Consider the following 22876-nt stretch of genomic DNA (forward strand, 5'->3'; position numbering starts at 1 on the left):
ACTCTCCTACTTATATAATAATCAATTGTATAGTAGAAAAAATGAGCATTATTGCTCATTTCCTCTAATCAAATCATTTTCCATGTCAGTGCGATACTGAATTTTACCTAAGTATAACCAAAAGATAACTGTTGCAAAACGTCTTGTTAAAATGACTTCAGTTATCAGTAATCCAGAAATTAAAATGACTAACACAATTTGGTTATCTAACACAAAATCCATATAATTTTTAATTCGAACGCTAAACAGCAATTTAGCAGAGTTAAACATTTTAGATAGCAAGAAAATTAGAAATACAATTGTACCTGAAATCCCTGTAGCTGCTAATAAATAGAAGAAAAAACTATGCGGTGTTTGAGCTGTCTTAGCAATATGAGATTGAGGCAATTTATCTTTAGCTATATCTGCAAAACCTTTTGGAGAAGTGCCAAATATAGGATTTAATTTCATTAAATCTATCGCACTTTGCCAAAGAGCAAATCGACTATTTGAAATATCGTCTTTCCCCTCAACATCTGGTCTCTTAGTAGTAATTTTCTTATTTCCTAGAATTTCATTTTCTTTATTATCTAAAACTTTTGGTACTTCAATATTCACTGAATTTGCAGTAGCAATATACCCTTTTTCTATTAACTGTAAGCCCCCGAAAACAATAGCACCACAGAAAAAAGAAACTAATACTGCTTGCACAACTTTTTTTATAACTGCTTTGGATGTATTTTTTTGAAAGAACCAAATTGTAAAGAACATCCCGAAAATTACCATTGAAATCAACTGAATAACTCCTGATCTTGATCCAGACAATGCTACATAACTAAATTGTAGAAAAATCACCATTGCACAAACCACTTTTAACCATTTGCTATTGGTATTAATAAAATTCCGCACGCCAACCAAAATACAAACTAATGAGATGGTACATGCATAGTTAGGCTCCACAAAAACACCATATAATCGATTTTCAAAAAAACCGATTCTCATTCCGTAATACAAAGACTCTACTGGTTTTGAAAAGCTGATTCGCGCAAAAAATAAGTATAACCCAACGATGACTAATGCGGTCCAAACAATTAAAAGTACATACTCAAAAGCTTTAAAAACAGATTTATCATTCGAACGCCCTACTTCGTAAACGGAAAAGAAAAAGATACATTGCCAAATGATCAACTTAATGTTCTCTGAAAAAGCATACGTATGATTAATAAATGTTGTTAAAAATAAAATTCCTATAAAAGCAATTAGCCAGTATTCTATTCTTCTTTGTTTTTTTTCTATAAAAATTGGCAAGAAGTGACATATGAAGTAAACACCTGACAATAGCATAATTATCAAGGTAAATAATGAATCTATTTTTGTAGGTAAAGTCGAATAAATGCTAACCATTCGACAAATTAGAACTAACTCAAAAAAAACAATATATGGTATAGCTATCCTTTTTTCTATTTTTTGCATCTGCTGTGATAAATTAATAATCATCATATCCTCCAATTATTTAAAACAACTTTTAGATTACAACTTGTTAATCTATTGTTTTTTCTATATATTTTCTTTTCAATTTAGTTGGTATTTTATAAAAAGGAAGACCAAACATAAGTAAAATCATTGATAGTTTACGACTTTTTGTAAAAACTTTATTTTTCATAATAAAAATAAAGTTTTCCCGAAGATAGCGAACAATTTGTTTCGTTTCTTTTTTCTTCGGAGCATTACTAATCAAAATTTTATCTAATACTAAAAAATTTGCAAAACAAACTCTTTGATGGGCAGCTTCTTCTATAACTGCTCCCTTGCCTTTCAATTTAAGTTCATTTTTCTCCCAAGCTTCTATAAACTCAAATTGTTTCTCTGAAAACGTTTCTGTATTAATGCTACCCATTCGATGATAATAGTAATATTTTTGCGTTGAATCAATAGAGACTTTCTGACATTTAGATAACAAATCTACTATAATAAATGAATCTTCATGATACTTTCCTTTAGGATATCTTAAATCCTCAAAGAGTTTTCGTTTATATAATTTATTTACAGCATGTACGGAAATAATGTTTCCTTGTAAAATTAACAATAATGCTTCTTCTCTAGAAAAAGTTCCCTGTATTAAACTTTTTACAACAGGCTCTTTCCCCTCATAGACATCATAAATACCACAGATTGATAAATCGGCATCTTCTTTTACGATATTTGTATATAATAATTCATACATATCATCCGCAATGTAATCATCACTATCTACGAAACCTAAATACTCACCTGTCGCTATCTCAATTCCAGCATTGCGAGCATCGCTTAGCCCACCATTTTCTTTATGGATAACTTTTACCCGTTGATCTTGTTCAGCAAACTGATCACACATTGCTCCAGAACTGTCTGGGGAGCCATCGTCCACCAGAATTAATTCAAAGTCAGTAAACGTTTGAGCTAAAATAGAGCGTACACATTTTTCTAAATATTTTTCTACATTGTATACAGGAACAATAATACTAATTTTGGGCATATCAATTTCCGCTACCTTCTAAAATTTTAATTGTATGTTTTAATGGTTCTTCCATACTGTCGTACAGTGGCCGCCAACCTAATGCGTAGATTTTTTGATTGTCTAGTAGTGCTTTTGTTGCTTTAGAAAACCCTTGTTTTTCTTGGGCGGTGGCTTCACCATGAATCACTTTTGTTCCAGCCACATTGGCTAATGTTTCCGCAAAAGTACGTAACGTAATATCGCAATGTTCGTTTGAAACATTGTAAGCTTCCCCTTTTTGCCCTTTAACTAATAAAAACAGAAGAGCAGATACAATATCTGCAACATATGCATAAGAATATAGTTGGGTCCCTGCACTTTTTAACACAATGTTTTCTTTATGGACTGCATTCAGAATAAATTGAGAAGAAGCTTTACTATCCGAAAGTAACATCGTAGGCCCGAAAGTACGACTAATTCTTGGAATAACAACATCAATACCATATTTCTGAATATAGGCTTGACATAATGATTCACTTGCTCTTTTTCCTTCGGGATAACCGGCCCGTAGCGTGTTACAGTCAATATAGCCGCAATAGTCTTCCGTAAATTTATCAAGATCTCCACGATTTTCTCCATAGATTTCAACAGTTGATAAAAATAACACTTTTTTACTATTCGCTTTGACCGCATAATCTAAAATATGCTGCGTACCAGCAATATTGGTCATAATCGTTCCAATTGGATCACTGGCATATGATTTAGGATGTGTATTACTAGCACAATGCAACACATAGTCACAAGCTTCTGCTATCTGAATTTCTTCTGTGACATCTCCGATAACTATATGGAATAACGGATCTTCTAGATAACTAGTAAATCGCTCTTCTAAACGCGACAATGTTCGTCCCATCGCCCAGATCGAAATATTCGCATTTCTCGTTTTATTTTGGTACATAAGCACATCAATTAAAAAGGTCCCAATCATGCCTGAAGCACCAGTTATAAAAACAGATTTATTAGTTACTTTCGTCCAATCTGGTGTCTTCTCTAAAACTCGTTCAACGTCTGATAAATAATTATCGTCTGTAAATAACATGGTATCCCTCCACTACTCTTCTTTCATTTTCAAGAAGCCTTTAAATAACTGTAAGTCATCTTGTGTGGTTAACTTAATGTTTTTATCTGAGCCTAAAGCAAAATACAATGTTTCGCCTAAATCCACCATCATAGTATTTGTGTATGACGATTCAGAAATACCAATATTCTCACGGAATGCTTTTTCGTAAGCCCAAGTTAATTTTTCAAATTTATAGGCTTGTGGTGTTGACACGCGACGTAATGTTTCACGATTAATATATTGTCGAGTTGTTTCCTCAGTTTCTTTTACAAAAATTTGTTCATTATATGGCAACGAAGTCACTGCATTTCCGTATTCTTGACACTTAACAATTACATCAGATAAAACTAATTCATCAACTAATGGGCGAATTCCGTCATGGATAACAATAGTATCTTCTGGGTTTGAATGTTCTTTTAAGAAATTAACCCCATTGTTAATTGATTCTTGACCAGAATTTCCTCCTGGAATAATCCATTGTAATTTGTCAATATGGTACTCTTTTGCATAGGCATCTAGTGTTTGTTCCCAACCTTTTTTACACACAACTAAGATTCGATCAATGAGTGGATGCTTTTGAAAAGATTCCAATGTGTAGATAATTATCGGTTTTTCCTCTACCATAATAAATTGTTTAGGAATCTCCTGCCCCATTCGTTTACCGACCCCACCGGCAATAATTAAAGCTGTAATCATTTGATACAAAATCCTTTCTCTAACTAGTCAACCACTAGTTTTATTTCAATTTTGTTTAACTTATATATTCATCAACACAGCCAAAACTGCATTCAATCTTTTACATTTTCTCATAACTATCAGTAAGTTTCAATAATTTATCGTAGACCTTAATCGAACTGTAAATATTTTTGTTCGTTATTTTAATAAAAAAATTACGGACAAACGATAAAAACTCTATACTTTTTGATTCACAAAAAACATCTCAAAATTCTGTAGAATTCAAATAGTAGAACTCAAGCCGTATTTAGAAGTGAGTAAAAATCGATTTAAATATCATGCATGTCAATGCCATTTATCGCGGATACAAGTATTTCAGAAAATACTATTTATTATTTAAATACGTTAAATAGACCGTGACCATATGTTTGAGAAAAAATAATTTCATAATAAGAAGCACTTAATAAAAAATAAAGAAGCCAGAGGATTTTCTCCTCTGACTTTCACGATGTTCACTATTTTTATTTAGCAATACTATTTGACAAAGAACCTCGATAGATTGTTTGGTCGTTACCTTTATAAACTTATTCTACATTTTAAAGGCGCGGCTATCCAACCAACCAATTGTTCGACCATTTATTTGAAATTGATAAGCCGTAACACCTGTTGATAGTTTAGCGGATTGAATGATCTGCACGTTTTGATTCGCATATAGAGAGCCTAAACCTATTTTTTCTCCATCTTCTGCTGTATTATTTGGTTTTGTATATAATCCATGCTTCGATGAAACTGCTACATCGCCTATTTTGGCTCCTCGACTCATTTTACTATACGTGGCTTTATCTAGTGTAGCTGTGAATGCTCGTTTGTCCATCCAGCCTGCATCTTTTCCACCTACTGTAAAATGGAGTAACTCTGTCCGGCTTGTTTTGGCATATCCTATGATATGAACACTTTGGTTCGCATATTTATCTCCCATACCGATATTAACGATCCCAGGAGCTGTATTCATAATTCCATTAAACACGCCATGTTTTCCTGATTCAGCTGCTGGTTTTACTTTTGCCATGTAATCATAGCTTTTTTCATCTAGCAGCTCATCATACACATTGCTGAAGGCACGGCTGTCCAACCAGCCAATTGTTTGTCCATTTATTTGAAATTGATAAGCCGTAACACCTGTTGATAGTTTAGCGGATTGAATAATCTGCACGTTTTGATTCGCATATAGAGAGCCTAAACCTATTTTTTCTCCATCTTCTGCTGTATTATTTGGTTTTGTATATAATCCATGCTTCGATGAAGCTACTGCATCGCCTATTTTGGCTTTGCGACTCGTTTTACTATACGTGGCTTTATCTAATGTAGCTGTAAATGCTCGTTTGTCCATCCAGCCTGCATCTTTTCCACCTACTGTAAAATGGAGTAACTCTGTCCGGCTTGTTTTGGCATATCCTATGATATGAACACTTTGGTTCGCATATTTATCTCCCATACCGATATTAACGATCCCAGGAGCTGTATTCATAATTCCATTAAACACACCATGTTTTCCTGATTCAGCTGCTGGTTTTACTTTTGCCATGTAATCATAGCTTTTTTCATCTAGCAGCTCATCATACACATTGCTGAAGGCACGGCTGTCCAACCAGCCAATTGTTTGTCCATTTATTTGAAATTGATAAGCCGTAACACCTGTTGATAGTTTAGCGGATTGAATAATCTGCACGTTTTGATTCGCATATAGAGAGCCTAAACCTATTTTTTCTCCATCTTCTGCTGTATTATTTGGTTTTGTATATAATCCATGCTTCGATGAAACTGCTACATCGCCTATTTTGGCTCCTCGACTCATTTTACTATACGTGGCTTTATCTAATGTAGCTGTAAATGCTCGTTTGTCCATCCAGCCTGCATCTTTTCCACCTACTGTAAAATGGAGTAACTCTGTCCGGCTTGTTTTGGCATATCCTATGATATGAACACTTTGGTTCGCATATTTATCTCCCATACCGATATTAACGATCCCAGGAGCTGTATTCATAATTCCATTAAACACACCATGTTTTCCTGATTCAGCTGCTGGTTTTACTTTTGCCATGTAATCATAGCTTTTTTCATCTAGCAGCTCATCATACACATTGCTGAAGGCACGGCTGTCCAACCAGCCAATTGTTTGTCCATTTATTTGAAATTGATAAGCCGTAACACCTGTTGATAGTTTAGCGGATTGAATAATCTGCACGTTTTGATTCGCATATAGAGAGCCTAAACCTATTTTTTCTCCATCTTCTGCTGTATTATTTGGTTTTGTATATAATCCATGCTTCGATGAAACTGCTACATCGCCTATTTTGGCTCCTCGACTCATTTTACTATACGTGGCTTTATCTAGTGTAGCTGTGAATGCTCGTTTGTCCATCCAGCCTGCATCTTTTCCACCTACTGTAAAATGGAGTAACTCTGTCCGGCTTGTTTTGGCATATCCTATGATATGAACGCTTTGGTTCGCATATTTATCTCCCATACCGATATTAATGATTCCAGGAGCTGTATTCATAATCCCATTAAACACGCCGTGTTTTCCTGATTCATCTGCTGGTTTTACCCTTGCCGTGTAATCATATTGTTTTTCATCTAAAATTACATCATACTGTTTTCCACCACTAGATGTAAATCGTCCAGTGTAATCAGCATTAATATCAAACACACCTACGCCAATGTTAACACCTGGAATCGTTAATAATGAAGACCATTGCCATGCCGCATAACCTTCATTTTTGTGCCATAACTGATCTGCAGTCGGTTCAAAAGGATACTGAGCAATCCAAATATTTTCAGTCCCTAGTTGTGTCGGCGATAAGACTCCTTCTGTAAACCAGGCTGCCATTGAATAATGTAATACATTCGTAAAACCTCTTGCTTTTAATTGATTAGCAAAAGCAATTGAATTAGCTGTCAATTGTCCATTATTCATGCTACCTTCTTCTGCATCATTAATCATTAAAGTGTCTTTTGGTAATCCAGTATTAATTGCTGTATCGGCAAAGTAGTTTGCTTCTTTTATTGCCTGATCTTTTGTTGTAAAGTGACTATAGTGATAGGCGGATACTTTTATTCCCACTGCATTTGCATTTTGAACTTGTGCAAATCTTTCTGGATTTTGATAAGTTGTCGCTTCGGTCATTTTAACGACCACTCCGCCTATCCCATAACTTTTCATAGTTTGATAATTTGCTACACTTAAACTACCATTCCAAGAAGATACATCGATAAAGTTTTTAGGCGGACGATTTGCCTCTGTTATGCTAATAGGATCACCGTAGGCATATGCGGCTCTTTTTCTTCTCGTTCCTTTCATTCCTGATCCCATAGGTTTGTTCATATCCTCTGTTATTACGATTTCGTCTTCATCTTTCTTATTAGCTTCTGAAGAACTAGTCGTTTCCGAAGTTTCTTCAGCATCTGTTGATTGCCGAGTGTCTGTAGCACCACTCGTGTCCAAACTATTTTTTGTTTCCGAAGGAACTGATGATAAGGTGCTAGAAGAACTTTCTGTCGAAGTTTCCTCACTAGATGACGTAGAGTTTAGTGTTTCTGCTGTATCCGCAGAAATTACTTCTTCTGCACTTTCACTACTTGATGCATCGATTGCATACACTATTGATGAACTAGGAACCAATGTTGTCAGCATTAGCATTGTAATAACAGATATTTTATTTATTCTCTTCATTATTTATTTAACCCTTCTTTTTACGTATTCTTTACAATTAATCCTCATTTAATTATAGTATGTAAATTTTACTTGAAACCAACAATTTTTTACTTTTCAAATTGAAATTTCTCAAAACTGATTAGAATGAGCACTAGTTTCAAATAATTTTCTAATAAATTTTAGCTTACGTCAAGAAAATCTTGCTAACTTTTTTTACTATTTTGTTTCTAAACTTTATCTTTTTATTACATTGATTGTGTTATTTATTTTTTTACAACAAAATGCTGAACGCTATTTATAGATAACGTTCAGCCTTAGTATAAATAATTGAAGTTTTTAAATATATTCTGTGTACGAATTTTTAGTATCAACAATTAGCGCTTCATGATGAGGTTGACGATCTTCCTCTGGTGGCAATTGCATATAATCTCCAAAAACTTGTGTCAAATAGCGATTGTATCCCACTGGTATTGGCATTTTTGTATCTTCAAATGGAACAAAAATAGCAGATTTAAAATCTTCTAAATGATAAATATTGCCCATGTAGCGTGGTCCGACACATAATTCAGTGACATAAGGAGTTGAACCAAAGGAATACTTAGTCATTCTTTTTTCAGCGAAGCGCCAAATATGATAGCGAATTTTGCTTGAAGAAAAAATCCCTAATAAAACCTTGCTTCCTGTAGCCATCAGACCACCATGTTTTTCTGGAACAACTTGCGAACAAAATAACGCATAAATCAGTGCCCAAAACTTTTGAATTTTTCTTCGCAATTTCCCTTCTGGCGCACCATCTAATGGAAAAATATCAATTGGTAAACCATGAGGGATATCTAAATCCTCTTGATAGGGTTTAATAAAAGTAGTGGCAGTATCCCTAATAGTTATAAATGAATTATGATCATTATATGTTTTAGAAGCAACTAATAATGGATATCTATTTATGTCTGCTTTCTGCGGCCATAGCTTTTTTAATTTTTCATAGTCTGGTCGTGGCATAAAAAAATCCAAATCATCATCCCACGGAATAAATCCTTGACTGCGTACAGCACCAATACAACCACCGCCACAGAAATAACATAATAAATTATTTTCTTGACAAAATTGAACAAAATATTTGGACATAGTTAATGTTACAGCTTGTATTTCTTTTAAATCTGTCTGGGTCATCTCTTGCATAATTTTACCTCAATCTTAATCATTATCTTTCCTTAAAAACTTCTCATAAAATTTACCTCGTAAATTATTCGGCATCAAACTTACGACAACATGTGCACTGGAACTCACAAAAAAATCTTTAAAACTACCAAGTCCTGCTTGATAGATTGCTTTGCGTCCTTTTAGTCCTGACTTAAAATACTGCCAACCACCACGCCGTGCGTACATATCACTGCCTGTTCGAGCATAGACTAAATGTTCAGAAAGGTTATGAGCTTCCTTTCCTTTTTTCAATAACCGCACCCACAAATAATAATCTTCAAATCCTGACATTGGCAGATAGTTACCGACCTCTAAAATGTCTGACTTCTTATACATGACAGTCATATGATTAAACGGGTTTCTTCTTTTGGAAAATTCACGAATATCCTCATTAGAACTGGGAAGGTTACGATAACCCAAAACATTTTCTATGTTCCCTTCAAATTCGATAATGTTAGAACCAGCAATGACCAAGTTAGGATTTTTTTGAAATAATTGCCACTGCTTTTCAATCCGATCCGTCTTCATAATATCATCTGCATCCATTCGTGCAATCAGTTCATTACGACAAGCTTTAACCCCTTCTGCCAACGCTTTACCTAAACCAACATTTTTTTCTAGAGATAAAACATGAAGCACTTCTGGATGCGTTTCTTTATATTTATCTACAATGACTGTCATTTCTTCAGTTACAGGACCATCTTCTACTAATACTATTTCATCGACTTTTACAGTTTGATTAAAAATACTGTCTAAACATGCAATAACATATTCAGGACGTTCTTTTATATAAATGGAAAGTAAGACACTTACTGGTACCTTTTCCATTTCTTCACCCCTATTTCTTTTTTCATCCACGCTTGTATATTTTTACATAGAATATCTGATTTTTCAAGCTTTGTTAGAAGTCTCTCTTTTTTTCAAAAAAAAGAGAAGCCATAGCTCCTCTTAACGGTAAATTCTAATAGCATTCTCTTTACAATAATCTATCGTCAATTCTTCACGTTCTTCAGACTCATCCAATCCTCTTGATGATACTTTATCAAAGAGAATTTTGATGGTTTGAAGCAGAATTTTCATATCCAACAGTAATGAATAATTCTTGATGTACAGTAAATCAAAGTTCAATTTACTATTGTAGTCAGAAGCATACTTCCCATAAACTTGGGCATAGCCAGTAATCCCCGCACGTACATTGTGACGTAAATAGTAATTCGGGTTTTCCTGATTAAATTGATCAACAAAGAATGGTCGTTCAGGACGTGGTCCGACAATGGACATATCCCCGCGAATAACATTGATTAGTTGTGGCAACTCATCAATACGTAAAGCGCGCAAGTATTTACCAACTGTAGTGACGCGACTGTCGTTACTTGTAGATAAGACTGGACCTGATTTTGCTTCCGCTGTTGCCGACATCGTTCTAAATTTTAAAATCGAGAACTCACGTTGATCTAATGTAATCCGAGTTTGTTTGTAAATCACTGGTCCCGGTGAGGTTGCTTTGACTAAAATCGCTGCAATAAGCATTAAGGGTGAGGTAATCACAAATAGGCAAACAGAGACTAAAATATCGAATAAACGTTTAATAAAATTCTCTTCTGGTTGAATTTCAAAATTTGAGACTTCGATAATACTTTCATCTTCAAAGTTCATCATGTTTGGTTTTAACATAATTAGATTTTCAAAACTTGTATCTAAAAAGATTTTTTTCTTGTGTTTGACAATTAATTGATACAATTTTACTTTTTCGTTCTCATCAACATTACTTGAAATATAAACAATATCGATTTCATCGATAATTTTTTTTAAGTTTTCATAGTAATTGCTGACAACAACGCTCGTTACTTTATGCTTGTTATTTTTATCAGACATAAAGTTTTGAATTGACCGCATGACTTGATTTTCTTTACCTAGTAAAACAACTTTTCGCTCATTGCTGACCTTTAAGTATAAATAATAAACAAGAATTCGCCAAAGACTTAGAATAATAATTCCGATTATAAAGGAATATCCTAAAACAGAACGCGGGAACGTAAACCAACGTCCGGCAAATGTCACAATCATAATCGTTAAAGTCATTAAAATTTGACCAATCACCGTGACAAAAATGATGTCACTAATTTTGCGATTATAAAAAATATACGCACCTAACAACAAATTCAAAAAGATAAAAAAGATTGAAATGTAAATTGCAGATTTTTCATAAGCCACAAAGTTAAATGAAGGAATTTCTCGGCCAAATTTCACCATAAACCCTAAGATGATTGATAAATTATAGAGCAAAACGTCTGCTAAAATAATTACAATTCGTCTTGCATTACTCCATTCACTTTTTGATGTCATTAAAAACTTCCTCTCTTCACTTCCAGTAATTACATTATTTGTAATAACATGCAACCCCTATATTACCATAATGTCAGCGGACAAGAAAGTTCTATAGGATGAAAATTATCTGCGATGTCTTTGGACACGACTTAATTCTTCATGTTGGTCCCAGCCCTCTTCGTCAACAGGTGCTATCGGGCGCTCTTCATTGCTAACAGGACTTGTTTGTTTCACTCGTTTTCTTCTTTTAGGTGTCGTTGGTCTTTCATGTCTTCCTCGTTTTTTCTCTGGCCGGAAGTAGAAGGCTAGCCCAAGGAAACTATAAACAATCGGCATCCAATGAGGCGCTAATAAAATATCTTCCATAAATGAATGAATCCAGATTAAAAGGAAGCCTAAAAGTAAACTAACTTGCAAACGATCCAATGTTTTTTTGCGGAAACCAATCAATAAAATCATACTGACTAAAAAACCAAATAAAATCAGATAGCCAATGACACCAAAATTACTTAACGTAAATAGAAAAGCATTATGTGTCCCCAGCGGTTTCCATGAGGCCACAAAAGGCTCCATACCGACTTTAATATGTTGAGGATCAGATAACCATTTAGCAAAAAACTCATGCCAAATTCGTTCTCTTCCTGTAAATAAATCAACAGTATCCGATTCCGCACATAAGTAAAATAACAATGGTCCCAATGCAGCTACTCCGACAAAACCAAACAGCCAAACTTTCGAACGTTGCAAGAAACGTTTTGGTAAAAGATTATCCACCAGAATAAAACCAACTAAAATGGCAAAAGAGGTTTTGGATTGACTGACCCATGTACCTAAAACACCACCAATGTATACAGGTAAAAGCAGCAGGTTAAAAACCTTATTTCTATATGCTTTGATCAAACTACTGGCCATCATTGTTGAAAACATCAATGTTGCACCAATCGTATTGGTATTAATCCAAATACTTTCTAGTTTATTTGATTCTTTAAAAATTTCGTCTGCTGGAATCAACTGAGGCAACTCCACGGACATCCGATACAAAGTCGCACTCAAAGCAACTAAAGAGACAATTAATAAAAGCGTTTGATCCAAACGATCAAAGACACAAACTTTAAAACAAAGGATCAACAAAATAATTAAAGGAATCATTGTATCTGTTTGCATTGTGCTATGACGGATTGATTCCGTAAAGTGAAACAAGAGCCAGGTGGCTAGCGCCAACGCTACGGTCAGCCAGTCAATAAATTTTAATTTTGTACAATTTAATAGCAGTACAAGTATTACTGCTATTAATAATAAAATTGAACTATTGGCATACATATATTTTGTGACTGGCGCATCAATTCCTACGACCCACATCGTATACGAGCCGATCATTGTTACTAATAAAATAAGTCGACCGATTCTATTCAATACTTTTCCCATATTCAAACCTCATTCCATGAATGAATCACTAGTCGTTTATTCGATAAATATATGCCCCGTTCTGATCAGGTCCATATAATTTTTCAAAATGAATCGTTGGTGTGTCTAACGGTTCTAATGGTTTATAAACGACCGCATATTTAATCCCATATTCTTTTAATTTTTCTGGAGATAAACGAGCAATAATCGCATCTTTTTGCATCAACTCTAAAACAGGGGCCTGATTTCCTACTTCAACATTGATGTGCGCATAGCGATTATAAATAAATGTGTCTTTTCCTTTTGGATCTAATGGTTTCCAAGCCTCTAAGTCAGGTGTAAAAGCGACACCGTTAAATGTATGCACACCTAACATTGGCAAATAGCCATACATCAAGCGTTCGCCCACCCACAATTGGTTGGGGTCTTTTTTGTTAATTTCTTCCACTTCTACCGCTAATTTTTTTCCATAGACAGCAGAAACGCCTCGAGAAATTGGATTAACAAAGGCACCAGAAACCATAATGATTCCTAATAAGACAAGGACAAATAACGTGCGCCAACGTTTAAATAAAGCAACAATTAAAACGGTAGCGACAACTAAGACACCAATAATGTCCATTCGTGTAACGTATAACCGTAAATTGCCCGTATATAAAACAAAGAAATACAGAACAACATTTAATCCTAGCGCCCCTAACCAGGCCATCATTGGAATTTTTGCTTGGCGATTCCATAAATAATCGATGAACCATAAACTCAACAACACAGCGGCAAACCCGAAGGATAACATCGCCCGTTGTTCTGGCACATAAGACCACAATGTCAACTTAGCAAAAATTGTTGGAAATTGAACGCTCATCCAAACTAAGTTAAATAAACAATACACGAATAAGACAAAACCGTAAATGTTTTCTTTGATTTTTTTATAAAAAATAAATGGTGAGAGCGGCAAAATAACAAAAAATAATTGATAAAAACTACTGATTTCCGAATTATTTGAATATGGAACATCTTGAAACGGCATTTTCCAATTTGTTAAAAATAACAAAATGTCGCGTTTAGGCATATCGCCACCTAAACTTACCCGTTTTCCTGGATAAGCGGTATCCATTACTGCTTTTAAGGAATCCAATGAGCCATATAGCGAGCCGCCAACAATAATCGCCGTCATCAAGAGTGCCCCACCTATCAGGACCCCATCCCACTTATCCAACTTAATTTTTTTACGAAATTCTAAAAAAAATAAAATTAAAAATAATAAAATCAAATAACCAAGTGGTACTTGTAACGCAGGATAAATAACTAAAACAAATCCTGAAGCCATAATAACAGCCGTTATCGCACAAATGACACGACGTCGAACACTACTATGATAATAGAAATAATTATAAATTCCCACTAAAAAACCTAAGCCAAAAAATACTAAATCTCCAACTGGCGAGACAAACCACCATTGAAGGGCCGAAGAAAACGGAATCCAAACACTTGCTAACAAAGCTAAATATTTATTCCGCCGTGTGACGATCAAGCCAATTTCAAAAGAAAATAAAATTAAGCCAATTAATTTAAGATTCCAATACCATGATAAGCCATATTCTTTGCCTAATAGTACATAGCCCCACGTAAAAGGTTTCGCTAACGTGGCCAAATTCCACGCTGGCGAATTATAGCCTACCACCACGTCTTGACCATTTAACGTAATCACATCATTATGTGTTTTCAAACCTGTTTGTGTTTGTGAGAGGCTAAATGGGGTTTGAACGAGCCATTCATCCGAGCGAACACCTCTTGGTTCACCAGCAATTAATGAACTTTTTTGACCATCCGCATATTCAGAAACATACGCATCCCACATGTTTAATGAACTACCATGGACTTTAAAGGCTACCAGTAAAATAAAAATGACTGCCGCTAGCAGATAGCGCCAGCGTAACAAATGATCAACCAAGCGAGCGCTCTGCTCAGCTTGGTTGCGTAATGGTTGTTTTTCTTTTCTTGTAGTTAGTTGTTGTTCCATCTTTTCGCTCCATTTCGTCATCCGCAATTGCATCTAGTCAATTCGTAATGAAAAGTTGGGAATATCCCTTGTCAGATTAGGATTATAAAATGGATCATTTTCAATTAAAGGTCCCCATTTTTCTTCCATCATCACTTTTTCTTGTTCAAAACGTTTTTTCTTTTTGCCTTTATCATCATATCCACGAGTTTGAGATTCAAAATGATAAAGCTCTGCTTCATGAAGCCAGACGTTGTCACGTCCTAAAGCTTGGACTTTCAGGCATAAATCAACATCATTGAAAGCTACGGTAAACGCTTCTTCAAAACCACCAACTGCATCAAAATCTGCTTTTTTCATAAGTAAGCATGCGGCAGTTACTGCTGAATAATTAACATTAATAGCTAACCGACCAAAATAGCCTAAGTCACCATGGGGATAACCATAATGACCATGTCCAGCGACACCACCTAATCCTAAAATAACGCCTGCGTGTTGGACCGTATTATTTGGATACAATAATTTCGCACCTACACAGCCAATCCGTTCTTGCTGAGCAAATGAAACCATCAAGGTTAACCAATTCTCTGTAATCACTTCGGTATCATTATTTAAAAATAATAAATACTCTCCGTGCGCTTTTTTCGCTGCACGATTGTTAATAGTTGAGAAATTGAATGGAATATCGATTGATTCAACGAAAAAGCGGCCAGGCAATTGTTGTTCAAATTCTGCATACAATTCGTGCATTTTTGGATCTGTACTTCCATTGTCAGCCATAATAATCTCGTAATTTTGGTAGGTTGTTTTTTCAATAATCGATGAAACACAACGTTGTACGTCTTTATAGCCATTTTTAGTTGGAATAATAATTGAGACTAACTTTTCAGATTCAATGTCATAATAAACATCGTATAAGCCATTCGCCGCCCCATGCGTTGCATGACCATTAATACCTTGACGAACGAGCGCATCTTGCACGGCTCTTAGCCCCGCTTCAAAAGCATAACCTTTGGAGCCCTGATCCACTGCTGTTGAGGTTGGCAGCATCCGCCAATAGTAAAGAACTTTTGGAATATGTTTGATGCGTTCTTTTGTCGTTTTTTCAGTAAATCTTAAGACTAAATCGTAGTCTTGAGAACCTTCGTAACCTTTTCGAAAGCCGCCAATTTCTTCTAGAATACTCCGACGATACACGCCTAAATGCGAAATGTAATTGGTTCCTAAAAGTAAATCAGGTGACCAATCTGGTTTAAAGGCTGGATCAGAACGATTTCCATCCATGTCAATCTTATCTTCATCACTATAAATTAAATCCAGTTCTGGGTTTTCATTCAGCACTTTAGCCACTTCATAAAAAGCATTGATTGCTAATTCATCATCGTTGTCTAGTAAGGCGACAAATTCTCCGGTAGCAATCGCTAAAGCAGAGTTGGTCGCTTCGGAAATATGACCATTTTGTTCACGAAAGACGACCCGGATTCGCTCATCCAATTGTTGGTACTCAGTTAAAATCTTTTTGACATTAGGATCTGTTGAGGCATCATCGGCCATACATAATTCCCAGTTAGTATAGACTTGATTCAAAATAGAATCAATGCACAACCGAAGCCATTTTTCTTCAACATTATACACTGGCATCGCAATGGAAATTTTAGGCTGATAATGAAATGTTGCGATTTCTTGCGTCATCGCTTCTATGTCTAGTACTTCATTTCTAGCTAACCAGTTAGGATACGAAGCTTGATTTCTTAGTTTCTCAATTTTCGCTCGTTGAATGGTATGAGAAATACCATTTTTAGCCATATACTTAAATCCTTTTTTGGCTTTTATCCAGAGACGAGTCACTTTATCTTCTGTCCCTGGAATCACTGGATATTTTTTATTCAAGGGAAAATCCACCGTTACAACATGTGCTGATGATTGAAAATGAAAAGGGAGTACTTTTTTTTGTTTAATTCCTTCAAGTGTAACAACAAAGCCAGCTTCAATCGCAGGCTCTGTTTGATAAATTTGATTAACATCTTCACGTAAAACGCGCTGAATGTTATAAGCGGACACTTGGTTTTCATTATTAATTGTGAAAGTTGGGCTTTCTTTAGTGATTGTATCTAACGCCCAACCTGTAATGGTTAAATTATTTGTTGTTTTGTCGCGATAGATACTATCAAAGATCACCTTAATGTCTTCATTCATGTGCATTCTCCTTATAGATGTTTCGGATTTCGGTAGGGATCAACTAAAGCTTCCGCGGTCCATTTTTCCGCAAGTTCTTTATAAGATCCTTTTTTATCATGGTTTTGCATTTTTTCGTCTGCTTTCAAAATTGCATAGGACACATATACATTTCGTTTACCAGCGCTAGCAAATTGTAACGATAAATCGACACCCATCCACTCTTTTCCTAAGTTTTCGTTAATTCCTTCTAAATTTAGGTAAAGTTGTTTATTGAATAGTAAGCAGTCTTCAGTTGCTGCTTGAATATTTCTTGGTAAAGCAATTCTGTAATAGTAACCTAAGCTTTTACCAGGGGTGCCTTTTTCAGGATAAAGTAATCGACCTTTGTCTGTATCAACTGATACTCCCACTGTTTCCACGCGATAGCGTGCGTCAACTACGCGGCCAGTCACTAAACCAGAGGTCTCTTGTTGACCAATGTTCATTAACTCTTTTAACCAATCATTTTTCGTTGGTACCAATCCAGCATTTAATAAAGCCACATATTCTCCCTTAGCAGCTTGAATCATGCCATGACGAGTTTCTGTTGAAACATAACGAAGACGGTCATTTTGGATATTTATTTGATTCTCGAAGCGTGCAGGCAATAGAATTTCATAATTTGTATAGGCAGTTTTTTCTAATAATTGACGTAAGTAACTACTCATATTCTCTGTATCATTCGTAATAATCAATGATACCATCGGCACATGATCATAAAGATAGTTAATTTTATAGGAACCATAAAATTCGGCAATCTCTACTTGTGCTTTTAAGCCACGGCGTTCCGTTGCCGCTTGGACCGCTTTTTGACCAGCTACATAGGCGTAACCTTTGCTTTCAGGGTTTAGAGCAGTCGATGATTCAATGGCACGCCAATGATACATCATACCAGGAATATGCTTGATTTTCGTTGCTTGTTCCGTTGCTCGCAATACGAAATCATAGTCTTGAGCGCCGTTATATGCTGAATTCAATCCGCCTACTTTTTCTAATAAATCACGTTTCACAACAACAAAGTGTGTAATGTAATTATGGTTTAAAATCAGTTCTGGATTCCAGTCCGATTTGTAAAACGCGTTGAAGCGACGACCATTTTCTGTAATTTTATCTTCATCAGTATAAAGAAAATCAATCGTTGGGTCTGTGTTTAAAGCTTTGACCACTTCATATAATGCTTGTGGCGCTAATTCATCATCGTTATCCATGAAACCAACAAAATCGCCAGTAGCAATCGACAAAGCTGAGTTAGTTGCTTCTGAAATATGTCCGTTTTCTTCGCGATAAATAACTTTGATTCGTTGATCTAGTTCTTTATATTTTTCTAGCATGGGCTTAATATGTTCGCTTGGCGATGCATCATCTGCTAAACATAACTCCCAATTTTCATAGTACTGATTTTGTAAAGAAGAGACACATGCTGCAAGCCATTTTTCTTCGACATTATAAACAGGCACAGCGACAGAAATTTTAGGCTGAAATTGGAACGTTTTAATTTCCGCCAAAACTGCCTCCACGTCAACAGGAGCTTCTGCTTTTTCTTGTCGTTTAAAGTACCACTTCACTGAGCCCATCAAACCACGTGTCTGAATCGAACGCCATGCTCGATCAAATTTTGTGCCTGGTTGAACCATGTTTGGACGCTCCACCACGTATTGAACCTTCTGGCCTGATTTGGTGTCAATGTTTAACGTGTAGGCTGGTAAATCTTCTGGATCTTTAATCGTAATGACAAAACCATAATCTTGATCGCCTTCTAATTCAAACATATCAATAACATCCCGACGATATTCTGTTTCCACGGTATAAGTGACTGATTCACTAGCTTCTGCAATGCTGAATCTTAGCGGATAATTTGTTTGTTTGTCATACGCCCACCCTCTGATAACAGAAACGTTATTTTCTACATCGCGAGCAATATCATCGATGGTTAAATTAATCATTTTATCAAATTTAGTTAACGTGATTCGTTTATATTTTCCAGTAGGCATAGGGGCTGTCTCCGTCTGTTTATTCATTTCTTCTAAAAATTGATTTCTTTCATCTAACAGTGCATGAATAAAGGTATTTTCACGTTCTGAATAGTTGCCTTCAAAGAAATAATCAATGGCTACTGTCAGGTCTTTGCCTGCCATTTGTGCATCGGTTACTTCGATTACAGGTACTTGCGTATCTAAGAAATAATAGATATTCTCTTGTACCAGAAAAGCATTCGTGGCTGCGACTGGGACAGTCTCGCCGTCTATCGTCATGGATAATTTGACAATTGCCCCCGTTAAACTTGGGAATAATTTTATCAGTTGGACGTCTTCTGGTATCTTCAGTTGGAACTGTTTTGTTTCAGGTTTTTGTAAATCAACTGGTTGATCCAACTCAGTCTCTTTTTCTTCGCCGCAATTAATTAAAATATGAACGTTTTTTTCATTGTATGAATTTACTGGTGTCACTCGCTCTGGCTGTTCTACTGGTTCAGCAGTCAAGGCAAAAAAGTACTGATACACTTCGCCAAAGGGACGCGCTTTAAAAGCTGCTTGTACTTCTACAGGTAACGCTTCATACGTCGTAGGAATTTCGTTGTAGCCAACTTGATTAAATGTAAAATCTTCTTTGGCAATGTATAAACCAACTTCTGCAAAAACTTTTTCAAATCCTTCTTGTAAATAGAATGATTTATGCGTAGCATCCAACAGCCCAGTTTCATTCCATGTTAAACGATTATTAAATAAATCAATTAAGACAGAATTATGCGCCAAATTAGGGAACGTGATTAAAATTTGACCGCCTGGTTTTAAAAATGGTTTAACTTTTGCTAAGGCGCTTTGAGGATTCATTAAATGTTCTAACACATCCGCAAAAACGATATAATCAAACGTCTTACCAGCAAAGTATTCGACCCAATCATTTTCATCAATATTGCCATAAAAGGCATCTGTTGAAAATTGACTGACATGATCATAAAGTTCTTTGTCTAATTCAACAATTGAGACCCGGCACTTTTTTTCTTCCATCAAATAGCTAGTCATTCGCCCATTACCTGGACCAAATTCCAAGACATCACTATTTTCTTTGATTTGTGCTACGATTTTCCCAACACTGGTACTCTCGTCTGTTTCCATTTCAAAATCATACTTCATCTTTTGTCGTATCCTTCCATTTATGATCTAAGATGACAATTCCTTCTCCAGCATAACGACCGGTAATAAACATCGTCACGTATTTTGTTTTGTAGACTAATGGGACTGTTGCATGTTCCTCAAAGAAAGCAATATCAAAATAATATTCACCTGTTAATAATGACATTTTTTCATATTCTAAATAAAAAACATTCCGTCCTTTTTTCCAAGGAATTTGCACGCCATCTAACAACGTATTTAAGCCACAGACATAATGATTGTCCACTGTTCGAATAGCGACCCCACAAACAGGCTTCTTAATTTGGTCATTTTTGACAGTATATTCAATTTTTACAATCACTTTTTCATCTTGCGTTACCATTTCTAATGGTTCATAATCCGCGTTTAAAAGTTCCGCATGATCCACTTCAATAATATCTGGTGTTGGGGTTTCATCTTTCATGGTCGCTTCGCGGTCAACTGTTTTAATTGATTTCTTTTTCAAAAAGTTTTCGTAATTGGTCGTCACGTCCATCGTATCTCCATATTCAACGACTTTCCCGTGTTGCAACCAAAAAGTTCTATCACAAAAACGGCGGATGGAGTTTACATCGTGAGAAACAAATAAAATTGTTTTACCAGAATTTTTAATTTCCGTAAATTTTTCCATACATTTTAATTGAAACTCTAAATCCCCGACAGCCAACGCTTCATCGACAATTAAAATATCAGGATCCACGTTAATAGCTACCGCAAAAGCCAAGCGGACAAACATACCACTAGAGTACGTTTTAACTGGTTGATACAAATGATCGCCGATGTCAGCAAAATCAATGACATCTTGGACACGCTCTTCCATCTCTTCTCGGGAAAAACCCAAGACCATTCCATTTAAGAAAATATTTTCATATCCTGAATATTCAGGGTTAAAACCTGAACCTAATTCAAGCAACGCTGAAATTTTCCCATTAATCACCATGGACCCGGAGGTTGGCGTTAATACCCCTGTAATAATTTTTAACATGGTTGATTTTCCAGAGCCATTTTCGCCGACAAAGCCAATCATCTCGCCTTTTTTAATTTGCATCGTGACATCGTCTAACGCATAAAACAAATCGTGGTAGGATTTTTTGGTTGGACTAAGCGCTTCTTTAAACCGATCGGACGGCTTTTTATACATGTTGTATGTTTTGGTAATATGTTGGATATCGATTGCATATTCTGACATGTCGTTCTCTCCTTATAGTACATCTGAAAAATGTGGTTTTAAGCGTCTAAACACGGTTGAGCCAATTAATAGTAAAACAATAGTAACTCCCCAGAAATATAAGCTATATTGCCAATGTTCCCAGAACCATGCACCGCCTAAATAAGATTCGCGGTATCCTTGAACAATATAATATAATGGATTGATTTTTAAGATTGTCGCAATCATTCCAGTTGGTTGCCATAAAATTGGCAATGTCCACATAACTGTTTGCATAATGATATTGATAAATTGCATAATATCAGGTAAAAATGGTTGTGTTGAAGCAGTAATCCACGTAATTGCTGTTAAAAAGACTAATAAACAAGCTAAGTAGTAAATTAATTGCAAACTGTACAGACTTGGGTAATAACCGTTAGCTGTAGTAATTACAAAACCAATTAGAATGAAAAACAAGTGGGTGTACAAGTTCGATAAAATTTTAGACGTTGGTAAAATTTGTACATTAAACACGACTTTTTTAACTAAATAACTATATTCACGAAACACATTCGTGGCTGATAATAACGAATCTGAAAAGAAGAACCAAGGTACCATCCCTGTTACTAAATAGACAATGAACGGCATATTGTCGCCTGCTCTAGAACGAAGGCCTACAGAAAAGACAAACCAATACGTCAAAACAGTTACTAATGGCGTTAAAAACGCCCAGACAATCCCTAGTGCTGAACCAGCATACTTGGCCTTAAAATCATTAAATGAAAATTGTAGTAACAATTTTTTGTTCTGAAAAATATTCTTAAAAATTGAAAATGTTTCTTTAAACATATACTTATTCCTTCCGTAATAAACTATTTTTATCTAAAATTTTTGGATACAAAAATGCCATTTTAAACAACATTTCTATTTTATCGATAAACGCCTAGCTTTTCAATAGTAGACCCCTTTTTATAAAGAAAAATTTAACTGATTTCGCTATATTAAAAAATCTTGTCCAATTTTTAGGAGATTATGCTACAATAATGGAGGTCTTGCATTTTTTGCACGGAAACTATTTTTGAGAGAAGGGAAATTATGGTTCTTTTTATTATTTACGTATTTCTGTCTTCTGCTGGTCTGGTCTTATTTAAACTAGGTTCTAGCAGTTTGAACATCCAACTCCAACAAACAATCTTTTCAATGAATATCTCACTTATATCTTTATTAGGTTTATTTTGTTATTTAATTAGTTTTATTTTATGGATGTTAATTATTAGTCGTTCCGATGTTTCTTACATTGTTCCTTTAGGCGTTGCCTGTACAAACATCGCTATTTTAATTGCTTCAAATCTTATTCTAAAAGAGACAATTACAACGAATGCCCTTATTGGTGCTGTGGTTATTATTGTCGGCATTGTGATTATGAATCTTAAATAAAAAAGATCGCTATTCATTGAGCTGACC

General features: G+C 35.3%; 15 protein-coding genes. 1 reads left to right on the forward strand and 14 read right to left on the reverse strand.

The features are described from left to right. Window positions 1-48: 48 nt before the first annotated feature. The 14 genes from IGJ20_RS08915 to IGJ20_RS08980 form a co-directional block, all read right to left on the reverse strand. Complete coding sequence (locus tag IGJ20_RS08915; protein WP_002379606.1) at window positions 49-1479, reverse strand: O-antigen ligase family protein; 1431 nt, start codon at window positions 1477-1479, stop codon at window positions 49-51. A 40-nt stretch (window positions 1480-1519) separates the two neighbouring features. Then, window positions 1520-2494, reverse strand: coding sequence for a glycosyltransferase family 2 protein (locus tag IGJ20_RS08920; protein WP_142425689.1), 975 nt, complete (start codon window positions 2492-2494; stop codon window positions 1520-1522). Between the two features lies 1 nt (window position 2495). Further along, window positions 2496-3554, reverse strand: a complete 1059-nt coding sequence (locus IGJ20_RS08925; RefSeq protein WP_142425688.1) for an NAD-dependent epimerase/dehydratase family protein — start codon at window positions 3552-3554, stop codon at window positions 2496-2498. A gap of 12 nt (window positions 3555-3566) precedes the next feature. Beyond that, on the reverse strand, window positions 3567-4271 hold the full coding sequence (locus tag IGJ20_RS08930) for an IspD/TarI family cytidylyltransferase (RefSeq protein ID WP_002378508.1): 705 nt from the start codon (window positions 4269-4271) through the stop codon (window positions 3567-3569). 568 nt (window positions 4272-4839) lie between these two features. Further along, window positions 4840-7983, reverse strand: coding sequence for a GW domain-containing glycosaminoglycan-binding protein (locus tag IGJ20_RS08935; RefSeq protein WP_430605163.1), 3144 nt, complete (start codon window positions 7981-7983; stop codon window positions 4840-4842). Between the two features lie 318 nt (window positions 7984-8301). Continuing rightward, window positions 8302-9144: a LicD family protein gene (locus IGJ20_RS08940; protein WP_142425686.1), complete on the reverse strand. Its 843-nt coding sequence runs from the start codon at window positions 9142-9144 to the stop codon at window positions 8302-8304. A 15-nt stretch (window positions 9145-9159) separates the two neighbouring features. Then, window positions 9160-9993, reverse strand: coding sequence for a glycosyltransferase (locus IGJ20_RS08945; protein WP_142425685.1), 834 nt, complete (start codon window positions 9991-9993; stop codon window positions 9160-9162). Window positions 9994-10113: 120 nt separating this feature from the next. Continuing rightward, window positions 10114-11511, reverse strand: a complete 1398-nt coding sequence (locus tag IGJ20_RS08950) for a sugar transferase (protein WP_142425684.1) — start codon at window positions 11509-11511, stop codon at window positions 10114-10116. A 105-nt stretch (window positions 11512-11616) separates the two neighbouring features. Continuing rightward, window positions 11617-12918 carry an EpaQ family protein gene (locus IGJ20_RS08955; protein ID WP_142425683.1) on the reverse strand — a complete coding sequence of 434 codons (1302 nt, stop codon included), beginning with the start codon at window positions 12916-12918 and terminating at the stop codon, window positions 11617-11619. 28 nt (window positions 12919-12946) lie between these two features. Further along, window positions 12947-14950: a DUF7657 domain-containing protein gene (locus IGJ20_RS08960; protein WP_185935494.1), complete on the reverse strand. Its 2004-nt coding sequence runs from the start codon at window positions 14948-14950 to the stop codon at window positions 12947-12949. After that, window positions 14951-17092 (reverse strand): glycosyltransferase family 2 protein, encoded by a 2142-nt coding sequence (locus IGJ20_RS08965; RefSeq protein ID WP_142425681.1) that lies wholly within the window; start codon window positions 17090-17092, stop codon window positions 14951-14953. An 11-nt stretch (window positions 17093-17103) separates the two neighbouring features. Next, on the reverse strand, window positions 17104-20247 hold the full coding sequence (locus tag IGJ20_RS08970; protein ID WP_010713254.1) for a glycosyltransferase: 3144 nt from the start codon (window positions 20245-20247) through the stop codon (window positions 17104-17106). Next, complete coding sequence (locus IGJ20_RS08975) at window positions 20237-21454, reverse strand: ABC transporter ATP-binding protein (protein WP_002356901.1); 1218 nt, start codon at window positions 21452-21454, stop codon at window positions 20237-20239. The genes IGJ20_RS08970 and IGJ20_RS08975 overlap by 11 nt, the downstream gene beginning before the upstream one ends. 12 nt (window positions 21455-21466) lie before the next feature. Next, entirely contained in the window at window positions 21467-22261 is a 795-nt protein-coding gene (locus tag IGJ20_RS08980; protein ID WP_002356900.1) for an ABC transporter permease, read from the reverse strand. A 246-nt stretch (window positions 22262-22507) separates the two neighbouring features. Here IGJ20_RS08980 and IGJ20_RS08985 point away from each other — a divergent pair, with 246 nt between their 5' ends. Continuing rightward, the gene (locus tag IGJ20_RS08985; protein WP_002356899.1) at window positions 22508-22849 is read left to right on the forward strand and encodes an EamA family transporter; all 342 of its coding nucleotides are present in this window, start codon (window positions 22508-22510) and stop codon (window positions 22847-22849) included. The last annotated feature ends 27 nt before the right edge of the window (window positions 22850-22876 follow it).

This window comes from Enterococcus sp. DIV0294 (assembly GCF_050558155.1).
Taxonomy (GTDB): Bacteria; Bacillota; Bacilli; order Lactobacillales; family Enterococcaceae; genus Enterococcus; species Enterococcus faecalis.